The organism is Lentzea sp. NPDC059081 (assembly GCF_042738015.1).
Lineage (GTDB): Bacteria > Actinomycetota > Actinomycetes > Mycobacteriales > Pseudonocardiaceae > Lentzea.
Genome location: NZ_JBHYGW010000001.1, coordinates 169743 through 181636, shown reverse-complemented (window position 1 = coordinate 181636; position 11894 = coordinate 169743). Strand labels below are relative to the sequence as shown.

Annotated in this window: 12 protein-coding genes; all 12 read right to left on the bottom strand. The window is 70.8% G+C overall.

Going from position 1 to position 11894, the window contains the following annotated elements; translation table 11 throughout:
- Nucleotides 1-137: 137 nt before the first annotated feature.
- From ACFWV3_RS00875 to ACFWV3_RS00820, 12 genes are read right to left on the bottom strand one after another with little or no spacing between them, the layout of a single operon-like run.
- The gene (locus ACFWV3_RS00875) at nucleotides 138-1616 is read right to left on the bottom strand and encodes a dihydroorotase family protein (RefSeq protein WP_382406744.1); all 1479 of its coding nucleotides are present in this window, start codon (nucleotides 1614-1616) and stop codon (nucleotides 138-140) included.
- On the bottom strand, nucleotides 1613-3049 hold the full coding sequence (locus tag ACFWV3_RS00870; RefSeq protein WP_382406742.1) for an MmgE/PrpD family protein: 1437 nt from the start codon (nucleotides 3047-3049) through the stop codon (nucleotides 1613-1615). The genes ACFWV3_RS00875 and ACFWV3_RS00870 overlap by 4 nt, the downstream gene beginning before the upstream one ends.
- Nucleotides 3046-3900, bottom strand: a complete 855-nt coding sequence (locus ACFWV3_RS00865; protein WP_382406740.1) for a cyclase family protein — start codon at nucleotides 3898-3900, stop codon at nucleotides 3046-3048. Before ACFWV3_RS00865 ends, ACFWV3_RS00870 begins: the two co-directional genes overlap by 4 nt.
- Nucleotides 3897-5117 (bottom strand): CaiB/BaiF CoA transferase family protein, encoded by a 1221-nt coding sequence (locus tag ACFWV3_RS00860; protein ID WP_382406738.1) that lies wholly within the window; start codon nucleotides 5115-5117, stop codon nucleotides 3897-3899. Before ACFWV3_RS00860 ends, ACFWV3_RS00865 begins: the two co-directional genes overlap by 4 nt.
- Nucleotides 5114-5938 carry an alpha/beta fold hydrolase gene (locus ACFWV3_RS00855; protein WP_382406736.1) on the bottom strand — a complete coding sequence of 275 codons (825 nt, stop codon included), beginning with the start codon at nucleotides 5936-5938 and terminating at the stop codon, nucleotides 5114-5116. Before ACFWV3_RS00855 ends, ACFWV3_RS00860 begins: the two co-directional genes overlap by 4 nt.
- Nucleotides 5935-6915, bottom strand: coding sequence for an ABC transporter ATP-binding protein (locus ACFWV3_RS00850; protein WP_382406734.1), 981 nt, complete (start codon nucleotides 6913-6915; stop codon nucleotides 5935-5937). Before ACFWV3_RS00850 ends, ACFWV3_RS00855 begins: the two co-directional genes overlap by 4 nt.
- Nucleotides 6915-7739, bottom strand: a complete 825-nt coding sequence (locus ACFWV3_RS00845) for an ABC transporter ATP-binding protein (protein ID WP_382406732.1) — start codon at nucleotides 7737-7739, stop codon at nucleotides 6915-6917. Before ACFWV3_RS00845 ends, ACFWV3_RS00850 begins: the two co-directional genes overlap by 1 nt.
- Nucleotides 7739-8599, bottom strand: a complete 861-nt coding sequence (locus tag ACFWV3_RS00840) for an ABC transporter permease (protein WP_382406730.1) — start codon at nucleotides 8597-8599, stop codon at nucleotides 7739-7741. Before ACFWV3_RS00840 ends, ACFWV3_RS00845 begins: the two co-directional genes overlap by 1 nt.
- On the bottom strand, nucleotides 8592-9656 hold the full coding sequence (locus ACFWV3_RS00835) for an ABC transporter permease (RefSeq protein ID WP_382406728.1): 1065 nt from the start codon (nucleotides 9654-9656) through the stop codon (nucleotides 8592-8594). The genes ACFWV3_RS00840 and ACFWV3_RS00835 overlap by 8 nt, the downstream gene beginning before the upstream one ends.
- Nucleotides 9653-10372, bottom strand: a complete 720-nt coding sequence (locus ACFWV3_RS00830) for an SDR family NAD(P)-dependent oxidoreductase (RefSeq protein ID WP_382406725.1) — start codon at nucleotides 10370-10372, stop codon at nucleotides 9653-9655. The genes ACFWV3_RS00835 and ACFWV3_RS00830 overlap by 4 nt, the downstream gene beginning before the upstream one ends.
- A complete protein-coding gene (locus ACFWV3_RS00825) occupies nucleotides 10365-11138 on the bottom strand; it encodes a hypothetical protein (protein WP_382406723.1) in 774 nt (257 codons plus the stop codon). The genes ACFWV3_RS00830 and ACFWV3_RS00825 overlap by 8 nt, the downstream gene beginning before the upstream one ends.
- Nucleotides 11138-11866: a DUF2848 family protein gene (locus ACFWV3_RS00820; protein WP_382406721.1), complete on the bottom strand. Its 729-nt coding sequence runs from the start codon at nucleotides 11864-11866 to the stop codon at nucleotides 11138-11140. Before ACFWV3_RS00820 ends, ACFWV3_RS00825 begins: the two co-directional genes overlap by 1 nt.
- Nucleotides 11867-11894 lie beyond the last annotated feature (28 nt).

Genomic DNA, 11894 nt, shown 5'->3' with positions numbered 1-11894 from the left:
CCAACTGCAGGGGGGGTGGAGGGATGGGGCCTCCCCCAAGTGCGCATCGGGGGGGCAACCTCCACCGAATCGACAATACCAAGCCCCCCCCCCCCGGGGTCCTGCCAGGCCAGGGACCGCTTCGGGCGCAGGCGGGGTCAGCCGGTGACGCCCACCGGCCTCGACTGGTAGCGCCCGGACGGCTCGCCGACGATCTTGCCGTCCTGCAGCACCCGCGTGCCGCGCAGGAACGTGTCGGTGACCTTCACGGTCAGCTCCTGGCCCTCGAACGGCGTGTACTCCTGGCTCGACTCGGAGTCCTCCGCGCGCACCACCCAGGTGTGGTCGGGGTCGACCAGGGCGATGTCGGCGTCGAAGCCCACCTCCAGGTTCCCCTTGTTGCGCAACCCGTAACGGCGCGCGGGCGCGGCCGTGACGAGGTCGGCGAGCCGGCCCAGCGGCACGCCCCGGCGGCGGCCCTCGCTCACCAGGCCGGCCAGCAGGTACTCCGTGCCGCCGAAGCCCGACTTGGCGGCGAACACGTCGTCGCGCTGGTCGCCCTCGCCGAACTTGCGCTCGTCCTTGCAGCAGGCGTGGTCGCTCACCACCCAGTCGACCGTGCCGTCCGCGACGCTCTCCCACAGCGCGTCGACGTCCTCGCGCGAGCGCAGCGGCGGGTTGACCTTGCCGCCGAGACCGCTCGCCGTGGTGTAGTCGGCGAGCAGGTGACCGATCGTGACCTCGCGGCGGAAGTCGATGTGCGGGAACGCCTCCGCCATCCGCATCGCGGCGTCGAGGGCCTTGCGGGAGGTGAGGTGCAGCAGGTTGATGTTGGCCAGGCCGGTCTCGTGGGCCAGATAGGACGCGATCGTGATCGCGAGACCCTCCGAGTGCGGCGGGCGCGACGCCGAGTACGCCTCCAGGCCGGTGAGCTTGCCCTCCTTCTCGACGCGCTCGGTGTAGGCGGTCATGATCTCGGCGGTCTCGCAGTGCAGCGACAGCGAGATCTCCTCGGCGAGCTCGGGGAACTTCTCCCGCGCCGCCTGGATGCCGCGCATGACGAACTCGAAGTGGGCGTAGTCGTACCGCTCGCCCTCCGGGATCATCAGGAAGTCGCTCTGGTCGCTCGACTTCCCGTGCAGGCCGTGCGAGCCGTAGAACATGAACACCTTGAACGACGGCACGCCGTAGTCGCTGATCAGCGAGGGGATCTCGTCGATGTGCTCGCTCATCATCGGCGCGAGGTGGAAGCCGTAGTCCACCCACGCGCGGCCGGAGACGGTCTCCAGCACCTCGGGGAAGAACTTGCCGTAGCTGCCACCGCGGTTGAGGTAGTACTGGCCGGTGCGCATGTAGTTCAACGCCGTCGTGACGCCGCCCTGGGCGCACGCGCGGCTCTCGGACTCCGAGTCGACGCCGAGCTCGTGGTAGATGCCCCAGTGCTGGTGGGCGTCGACCACGCCGGGGAACGCGAGCTTGCCGCCGCCGTCGACCACTTCGGCGGCGTCCGCCGTCGCGAGCTCGGGCCCGATCGCCGCGACCTTGCCGTCCCGCACGGCGATCGCGGTGCGGACGGGCTCGTCGGCACCGGGGAGCACCAGGTCGATGTTGTGCAGAACCAGGTCGTAGGCGGTCATCTCGTCTCCTCCGTGCTTTCGTTCTCGCGCAGTGCGGTCAGTCGCAGCAGGTGGTGCACGTCGGCGGTGTCGCCCAGGCCCGCGACCGCGTCGATCACGTCCTGGGCCACCGCCATCCCCAGCACCGGGGCCGCGTTGTCGGTGAACTTGCGGGCGATCTCCTCGTCGGTCAGCGGGTTGTCGACGCCGCCGCGGTTGGCCAGCGCCTTGGCCGTCCACTCGCGACCGTCGCGGGACGTCGCCTTCACCACGGCGGGGAACTGGTGCGGGAAGATCGCCGTGCACTCGTCGTCGGCCACGACGGTCGTGCGGCTCATCAGCTCCTGGCGCCGCGGGTCGGTGAGGTGCTCCGGCGCGTAGTCGGCCAGTGCCGCGCCGAGCCCACCGCCGCCGAACAGGCCGACCACGGCGGCATAAGGCCCGCTGAACTGGGCCTCGTACGGGGTGCTCGGCGTCCGCTTCTTCTCGATCGGGTCGCCGACGGTCCGCACGACCGGCGCCGGGACGCCGACCTCCAGCGACACCACGTCGTCCGGGGCGAGGCCCTGTTCGCGCAGCTGCCCGGCCGCGTCGACGATCGTGTGCGTGAAGTGGTTGGCGGGGTAGGGCTTGAAGAAGATGCGCGGCACCTCCCAATCGGTGCCCAGCCCGTCGGTGATCGCCTCCGCCCGGTACTCGCCGCGCAGGAACGCCTCGAAGAAACCGAACCTGCCCTCGAACACCGTGGGCGGGCCGGTGAAGCCGTGCCGGGCCAGCCGGGCGCTCGACACCCCGGCCTGGGCGGCCCAGCCGCAGTGCAGGCGCTTGACGGTGCCACCGGTGCGGTTCGCCTCGATGATGCCGGCCGACTGCGACGCGACGATGCCGATGGCGTGCGCGATCTCCTGCTCGTCACCGCCGCCGAGCAACGCCGCCGCGACCGCGCTGCCGACCGCGCCGCAGATGGACGTGGCGTGCTGCCCGTGCTCGAAGAACACCGAGTTGCCGCTGTCCGGGTCGTAGCCTGCCATGCCGACGCGGACGCAGACCTCCAGTCCGGCGGCGACGGCGGCGATCAGCAGGTCGCCGCTCACGTCGTTGTCCTGCGCCGCGGCCAGAGCGGCCGGGACGACGCTCGCGCTCGGGTGCAGCACTGACGGCAGATGCGTGTCGTCGTAGTCGAGCGAGTGCGCCAGCACGCCGTTCGCGAACGCGGCGAGCGCGGCCGGAACCGGTGTGCCGTCACCGATGACGTGCGCCCGGCCCGCTCCCCCCTGCTCGGCCACGAAGGCGAGCGCGGCGGAACTGGTGTCGAGCGCCCTGCCCGCCACGCACAGCCCCAGCACGTCGAGGATCCGGTGCCGCACACTGGCCTTCACCTCGGGCGGCAGCTCACCGGCGGCGGTCTTGACCGCGAACCGGGCTATGGTCTGGCTCAGCGTCAGCGAGGTCACGAGGCCACCCCCGGCACCACGGCGAGCGGACGAACGGGCGAACCCGTGGCGCCCACGAGCTTGAGCGGCGCCAGCACGAACAGGAACTCGTGCACCCCGGCGGAGGCCAGCTCCTCCAGGTCCATCGTCTCGATGATGTGGATGCCCTTCTCGACGAGCAGCACGCGGTGCGCGGGCAGCAGGCTGTGTCCCTGGCCGGGCGCCAGGCGTTCGAACGCGATCGTGTCGGCGCCCGCCGCGTGCACGTCCAGCCCGGCGAGCCAGTAGGCACCGGTCTCGCTGATCCCCGGCACCCCGCTGTCGTGGCCGGTGTAGACCTCCGCCCCGGCGGCGAAGTGCACGCCCCAGCCGCTGCGGATCAGCACCACGTCGCCTTGGCGCACCTCGGTTCCCTGCTCCAGAGCGGTGCGGGCGAGGTCGTCCGGGGTGATCTCGTAACCGGGCTCGCAGCGCGGCAGCCCGAGGGTGCGCGGCACGTCCAGCAGGACGCCCCGGCGGAACATCGGCAGGATCGTCTCGGCACCGAGCGAGCTCATCGTGCCGCCCCGCTGGGCCTCGTCCGCCCGCACCCCGCCGAACATCAGGCCGTTGTGCGACACGTGCGAGAACGCGTCGATGTGCGTGCCGACGTGCGTGCCGAGCGAGATGTGGTCGGCCGCCGCCGAACCGCCGTCGGCGCGGACCATGTCGCCGTGCCGGCGGGGCAGCGTGTGCCAGTAGGGCGGGTGGTTCGGTGACTGCGGCATGCCCCGGTACAACGGCCGGCCGAGGTCGAAGACCCGGACCCCCGTTCCCAGCGCGGAGTCCAGCCACGTCGCCGTGTCCGTCCTGGTCGCCTCGTTGACGCTCATGCGATCACACCCCGCTCGCGCATTCCATCGATCTCCGCCGCCTCGTACCCGAGCTCCTTCAGCACCGGATCGGTGTCCGCTCCGAGGTCCCCACCGGTGGTCCTGATCCGTCCGGGTGTCCGCGACATGCCCCACATGACGTCGTGCATCAGCACGTCGCCGAGCTTGTCGTCGGTGACCTCGCGCAGCATCTGCGTCGCCCGGACGTGCTCGTCGGCGACGATGTCCGCGGCGTCGTAGATCGGCGCGACGGCCGCTCCCGCCGCGGTGAACTGCTCGATGACCTCGTCGCGGGTGCGCTGCCCGATCCACTCCGACACGTGGCCGTCGAGCAGGTCGGCGTGCACCGCGCGCTGGCCGCCGGTGGCGAACCACGGCTCGTCGATCACCTCGGGGTGCCCGACGAGCCGCATCACGCGTTCCGCGATGCTCTGCGCGCTGGTCGACACCGCGACCCACCGGCCGTCGCTGGTGCGGTAGGTGTTGCGGGGCGCGTTGTTCAGCGACCGGTTGCCGCGCCGCTGCTCGACCACGCCGAGCTGGTCGAACACCGTCGGGCCGGGACCCACCGCCGTCATCAACGGCGTCAGCAGGTTCATGTCGACGACCTGGCCGACACCGGGCGACTTCGTGTCACGCTCCCACAACGCCATCATCGTCGCGCCCACCGCGGCGACCCCGCACATCGAGTCGGCCAGGCCGAACGCCGGCAGCGTGGGCGGCCCGGAGGCCTCGCCGGTGAGGTGGGCGAACCCGCTCATCGCCTCGGCGAGCGTGCCGAAGCCGGGCCGGGACGAGTAGGGGCCGGTCTGCCCGAACCCGGTCACCCTGACCACGATCAGCGCCGGGTTGCGCCGCCACAGGTCCTCAGGCCCGAGGCCCCAGCGCTCCAGCGTGCCGGGGCGGAAGTTCTCGACCAGCACGTCGGCGGTCTCGACCAGGCGCAGCAGCAGCTCCGCGCCCTCCGCCTGCGACAGGTCCGCCGCCACGAGGCGCTTGTTGCGGGAGATCTCCTTCCACCACAACGGTTCGCCGTCCTTGGACGGGCCGTGGCCGCGCATCCCGTCGCCGCGGCGCGGGTGCTCGATCTTGACGACCTCGGCGCCGTAGTCCCCCAGCAGCTGGCAACACAGCGGACCGGCCAGGATCGTGGAGGCGTCCACGACCTTCACCCCGGTCAGCGGGCCATCGCTGTGAGCGGTTGACGTCTCGCTCATGCGTTCATGGCTCCCATCGGTTCGATGACCTCGCGCAGCACCCGGCAGAAGGCCTCCGGGTCCTGTTCGGCGAAGAAGTCCGTCGCACCCGGCACCACGACGGCGCTGCGGTGCTTGATCAGCTCGACTGCTCTGGCGTGCATGAACCCGATCCGGTCCGCGCTGCCCGCCAGGAGCAGCGCGACCTCCCCCGCCGCCTCAGCCGAGTCGCGCAGGTCGTGCCACCAGATCGCGCGGTAGGACGGGGCGAAGTCGGAGCCCGCGTGCAGGTAGTCCCGGACGAGGTCGGTGACGAAGTCCGGGTCCGCCCACGGGTACTCGCTGAGCACGCGGTTCCAGATCCAGGTGAGGTGGGCGCCGTCGGCGGTGGCGGCCCACGGCGGTGCGAACGACGCCAGCCGGTCCGCGCGTTCGTCCTCGGTGTAGACGGGAACCCCGTGCAGCACCACGCCTTTCGCGACGCCCGGCCGCCGAGCGGCCGCGTGCAGGGCGAACACCGCACCCGTCGCACGTCCGAACAGCCACGGGTTGTGCGCTCCGAACGCGTCCGCGACGAACCACGCCACGTCGGCGTAGTCGTCCACCGTCCAGCCCTCCGGCGGCGGGTCGGACTCGCCGTAGCCGGGCGTGTCCACCGCGATGGGCACGCAGAACTCCGCGAGCCCTTCGAGCGCCCTGCGGTACCGGCGCGCCGACAACGGGCTCTGGTGCAGCATCACCAGTGCGGGCAGTCCTGTCGCCAGCCGGGTGGCCAGCGGCGTCTCGCCGGCGGTGAGGAAGTGCACCGCGCCCCAGGGAGCGCTCAGGTACCCGCCCTTCACCGCGACCCGCCGAGCGCCGCCGGCTCTCTGTCCTGGTCGGCGCGCAGGCACGCCACGTCGTGCCGGTCGGCCACCGGGAGCAGGCTCACCGGCCACGTCGAGCACTCGTCGATCTCGATCGGGCACCGTCCACTCAGGACGCACTTGGTCGGCGCCTTCGACGGGTTCGGGATCTCGCCGCGCAACGGCACGTGCTCGCGGCGCTGCCCGACCACCGTGCTGAGCGTCGCGGACAGCAGGGCCTTGGTGTACGGGTGGCGCGGGTTGCCCAGCACCTCCTGCGTCGGCCCCTGCTCCACGACCTTGCCGAGGTACATCACCGCGACCCGGTCGCTGATCAGCCCGACCGTGGCGAGGTCGTGCGAGATGAAGACGTACGAGATCTCCCGCTCCCGCTGCAGGTCGCGCAGCAGGTCGAGCACCCGCGCCCGCACCGAGACGTCCAGCGACGACGTCGGCTCGTCGAGCACCACCAGCTCGGGCTCGGTGATGATCGCGCGGGCGATGCCGATGCGCTGCTGCTGGCCGCCGCTGAGGTTGCGCGGCAACCGGTCGGCGTGCTCGGCGGTGAGGCCGACGCGCTCCAGCATCGCCACCACGGCCTCGCGCCGCTGGGCGCGGGACATCTCCGGCCGGTGGATGATCAACGGCTCGGCGACGATGTCCCCGACCTTGATCCGCGGGTTGAGCGACTCGTACGGCTCCTGGAACACGACCTGGATCCGCGAGCGCAGCGCCCGCATCTCCTTCTTGCTCAACGACCCCAGCGTGATGCCGTCGAAGACGACGTCGCCGGAGGTCGGCTGGATCAGGCCGAGGGCGACCCGGCCGAGCGTGGACTTGCCCGACCCGCTCTCGCCGATGACCGCGACGGTCTCGCCTCTGCCCACCGACAACGACACCCCGTTGACGGCGTGGACCTCCTTGCCGCCGCGGCGGAACACCTGCTGCACGTCGTGCAGTTCCATGATGCTCATCAGCGGGTCACCTCCTGACCGGACAGGCTGGGCACGGCCTGCGCCCACGGGGCCGGCGGCACCGCGGCGAGCAGCTGCCGGGTGTAGTCGTGGGACGGGTTCGTGAACACGTCGGCGACGAGCCCGGTCTCGACGACCTTCCCGGACTTCATGACCACGACGCGGTGGCAGTACTGCGCGACCACGCCGAGGTCGTGCGTCACGAGCAGCAACGACCGCCCGCCCTGCTTCACCTGGGCGTCGATCAGGTCGAGGATCTGCCGCTGCACGGTCACGTCCAGCGCCGTCGTGGGCTCGTCCGCGATCACCAGCGACGGGTCGTGCAGCATCGCCAGCGCGATGACCACGCGCTGCGCCATGCCGCCGGACAGCTCGTGCGCGAACCCGCGCAGCACCCGTTCCGGCCCGCGCACCTGCACCGACTCGAGCCGCTCGATCGCCAGGTCGCGCAGGTCCGTGCGGCTGATCTTGCGGTGCGCCCGCACGACGTTGCGGAACTGCTTCTCGATCGACAGCACCGGGTTCAGCGAGCCGAACGGGTTCTGCGCGACGAACCCGATCCGCGCTCCCCTGATCTCGCGCAACCTGTTGCGGTGCAACCGGATCAGATCGGTGCCCTCGAACTCCGCGCTGCCGCCGACGACCTTGCCGTAGGACGGCAGCAGCCCGAGGACCGAGCGGATCGTCACCGACTTGCCGGACCCGGTCTCCCCGACGATCCCGACGGCCTCGCCCTCCGGCACGTCGAACGTCACGTCGTCGATCGCCCTGACCACGCCCGCGCGGCCGCGGAACTGGGAGGTCAGTCCTGTCACCCTGAGCATCAGCTTCCCTCCACCTGTCGCTGGATGCCGTTGGCCAGCATGTTGAGGCTCGCGATGGCGAGGAAGATCGCCACACCGGGCCAGATCGCGATCCACCACTGACCGGTCGAGATCGCCTGGGCGCCCACCTGCACCATCGAGCCCCACGTGGGGGTGGGCGGGGAGACGCCGATGCCGAGGAAGTTCAGCGCCGCGATCACGATCACCGCGTTGGCCGTGGTGAGCGAGCACTGGACCAGGCAGACGTCCACGACGTTCGGCATGATGTGCCGGAACACCACCCGCCTCGGCCGCGCCCCGGTCGCGATGGCGGCCTCGATGAAGCGTCCGTCGCGAATGGACAGCGCCTCACCGCGGATCAGCCGGATGAACCGGGGACCGTTGATGATCACGATGGCGTACAGGATGTTCTGGATGTCGTTGCCGGTCAGCGACACGATCGTCACCGACAGCACGATCAGCGGGAACGACTGGAACGCGTCGAGGGCGCGCATGAAGCCCTCGCTCCACTTGCTCTTCACGCTCAGCGGCAGGCCGATCAGCAGACCGATCACGAGCGAGGCGAGCGTGCCCATCAACGCGAGCGGCAGGTCGCTGCGGCCGGCGGCGATGACGCGGGAGAACACGTCGAACCCGTTGGCGTCGGTGCCGAAGACGTACTCGGCCGACGGCGCCTGCAGCACGGCGGTCGGGTCGGGCGTCATCGGGTCGTGCGGCAACGGCGCCAGGAACGACGCCAGCAGCATGAAGAGCAGCAGTCCGCCACCCGCGACGATGCCGGGACTGGCCCGGACGTAGCGGGCGCTGCGGGCGAAGAACGGCGCGATGAAGGGCTGCCGGAGCCCGGCCGGGTTACTCATAGCTCACCCTCGGGTCGAGGAAGAGGACCACCAGGTCCAGCAACAGGAACAGGGTCAGCGTGAGCAGTCCCGCCGTGACGACGAACCCCTGGATGATCGGCACGTCGACCTTCAGCACGCCGTCGAGCGCCCACTGGCCCATGCCGCGCCAGTTGAAGACGCGTTCGACGATGGCGGCGCCGCCGAGCAGCGAGCCGAACAGGATCGCGATGTAGGTGACGACGGTCGTGCGGGACGCGGCGAACGCGTAGTAGACGACGGTGCGTTCACGGAGGCCGCAGGCGCGGGCGAACTCCACCTGCGGGGTGGTGAGCGCGGTGCCCATGCTGCCGCGCGCGGTCTTCGCGAAGTACGACGAGTACACGAGTCCTAGCGACAGCACCGGAAGCGCGGCGTGCGACACGGCCTCGCCGAGCGTCGTCCAGTCACCGGTGAAGAAGCTGGTGATGATCAGGAACGGGGTGTCGTCCGCCGACCCCGACTCGATGGGGAGACGCCCGATCGGCGCCGGCGCCCAGCCGAGCAGGAAGAAGAACACGTAGATGCCGACCAGGGCGAGGAAGAAGTCGGGAACCGACTGCAGCACCGAGGTGACACCGCTCATGATCCGGTCCGGGATCCGGCGGGCGAAGTACGCGCCCACGACGCCGATCGCCATGCCCAGGCCGATCGCCAGCAGCAGTGCGAAGAACACCAGCTCCAGCGTGTTCGGCAGGAACTTCCCGATGTCGTGCAGGATCGGCTCGTTCGTGAAGAACGACGTGCCGAGGTCGCCCTGCAGCAGGTTGCCCCAGAACGAGAAGTACCGCTCCAGCAACGGCTTGTCGAGGCCGAGCTGGCTGTTGACGTGGGCGATCTGCTCCTTGGTGGCGAAGTCGCCGAGGATCGTGATCGCCGGGTCGCCCGGGATGAGGAACACCAGGAAGAACGACACGCTGCCGAGCACGAACAGCGAGACCGGCACGATGGCGACCCGCTTGACGATGTAGCGGAGAAGGGGACGCCGCCGCTTCTCCCTGACCTTGACCGCGGTCAGCGCGGGTTCCGCTGTGGTCACAGCACACTCACCCCTCCGTCGACGCACACGGTGTGGCCGGTGACCATGGCCGCGTCCGGGGAGGCGAGCCAGCGCACGGCGGCCGCCACCTCCTCGGGGCGCACGACCCGGCCGAGCGGGATCGACGCGAGCTTCGCGGCCATGTAGGTCTCGTTGTCGAGCACGTCCGCCGTCATCGGGCTCGGCACGATGGTCGGCGCCACGGCGTTCACGCGGATCCGCGCACCCGCCCACTCCAGCGACAGGATCTTGGTCAGCTGGATGATCCCGGCCTTGGTCACGCCGTACATCGCGGAGCCCGCGATCGCGACCAGACCGCCGGTCGACGCCATGTTCACGATGGCGCCGCCGTGGGCCGACAGCACCGGGTGGACGGCCTGGCACATCCGGAACGTGCCGTTGAGGTTGATCTCGACGACATCGCGCCAGACCTCCTCCGGCATGGTCTCGGTGGCGCCCCTGGCGTTGATGCCCGCGTTGTTCACCAGCAGATCGACGGTTCCCGCCTGGGCCACCGCCTCGGCGACGGCCGCGCGGCACGAGTCACCGGACCGCAGGTCGAGCTCCACGGCGTGCTTGGCGCTCGCCGGTGCCGCTCCCCCGAGGTCCGCCGCGACCACCACGTAGCCGTGGGCCGCGAGGTCGTCGCACACCGCGGTGCCGATCCCGCCGGCCGCTCCGGTGACGAGGGCGACCGGCTGGTCCTTCTCAGACATGGACCTCTCCGTTCCACTCGGCACGGGCGCTGTCGGGCAGTGGCAGGGTGTTCAGGCGGACGTCCGGGCTCAACGGCTCGTCGAGGCCGGCGAGCCGGAGCAGCGCCCACAACGTGACGAGGTTGCTGCTGATCGCCGGGCGTCCCGTCTCCTGTTCGACCGCGACCAGCGAGTCGAGCGTGCGCCAGTTGGTGCAGCTGATCGCGACGACGTCGGCGTCGGACACGTCGAGGGCGGCGGCGGCCTTGAAGCTCGCCGCCGGCTCCAGCCGGCCCTTGTCCAGGTTGGACAGGATCTCCAGGTCGTTGCGGGCCGCGACCTCGTACCCCGCCTGGCTCAGGTAGCTGACCGCGCCGTCGGCGACCGGCTTGACGTACGGCGTGGCGAGCGCGACCTTCCGCGCGGACAACGCTGTCAGCGCGGCGACGAGCGCGCTGCTCGTCGTCACGATCGGGATGCCGTGCGCACGGGTCAGCCCGTCGCACGTCGCCTGGTCGGAGTCGCGGCCGCCGAGGAAGCTGCCGGAGGTGCAGGCGTAGGCGATCGCGGTCACCCCCGCCGAGGCGAGCTCGGCGACGGCGCGGTCGAGGTGGTCGTGCATCGCGAGCAGGCTCGCGACCTTCTCCTCCTCCGAGGAGACCTCCGCGACGGCGACACGGGACGCGAACACCGCCACGCCCTGCGGCAGGTACGCGGCGAACTCGGGTTCGACGGTCGTGTTCGTGGAGGGCACGACGATGCCCACGCGGGCTCGGCGTCCGTACATCAGCTGCCTCCCGGCACGAGCGGAACGCGGTACCCGTCGTTGATCTCGGCGAGCAGGTCGACGGTCTCGTAGGTGACGTCGAGGCCCTCGCCCGTGCGCGAGTCGCGCAGGCTGCCCGACCAGTGGGTGCCGAAGCGGATCGTGTTGTCGACGCTGGTGTACGTGCCGCAGTAGACGAGGTACGACGACGGCAGCGACCCCACGCGTTCGGTGAGGATCTCGACGATCTTGTCGGGCGAGAGGAACACCGACGCGTTCACGCGCTGGTACAGCTCACCGTCCACAGTGCACTCCAGGACCAGGTCCTCCCACCGCGGGGCGATGTCGCTCCAGCGCCACACCTTCCGGCCCAGCACGCTCGGGCAGTACTGCTTGGCCCAGATGATGCTGTGCCGCTCCAGCACGCGGTCGGTGTGGTCCGAGCCGACGCCGAGGTGGATCTCGCCCTCGTGCACCACGAGCACGAGCTCGACCTCGCCGGAGGTCGTCTCGCTGTGCACGCCGATCCGGTCGTCCGTCGTCACCGAGTTGACCGACATCGGGTAGATCCTGGGTGCGGGCACGTCGAACGCGATCCGCACGCCGACGTCGGCCACCTCCTGCTGGTGCGCGCGGGCCGCGTCCGGGTCGACCGTCGCGGAGCCCAGGTTGTAGAGGCGTTGCGGGGTCGTGACGAGCGTCTGCGGTTCCTCGCCCGTCCCCAGTACTTCGAGCGTGAAGGTGGTCACCCGCTGTTCCTCGATTCGCAGTAGTGCC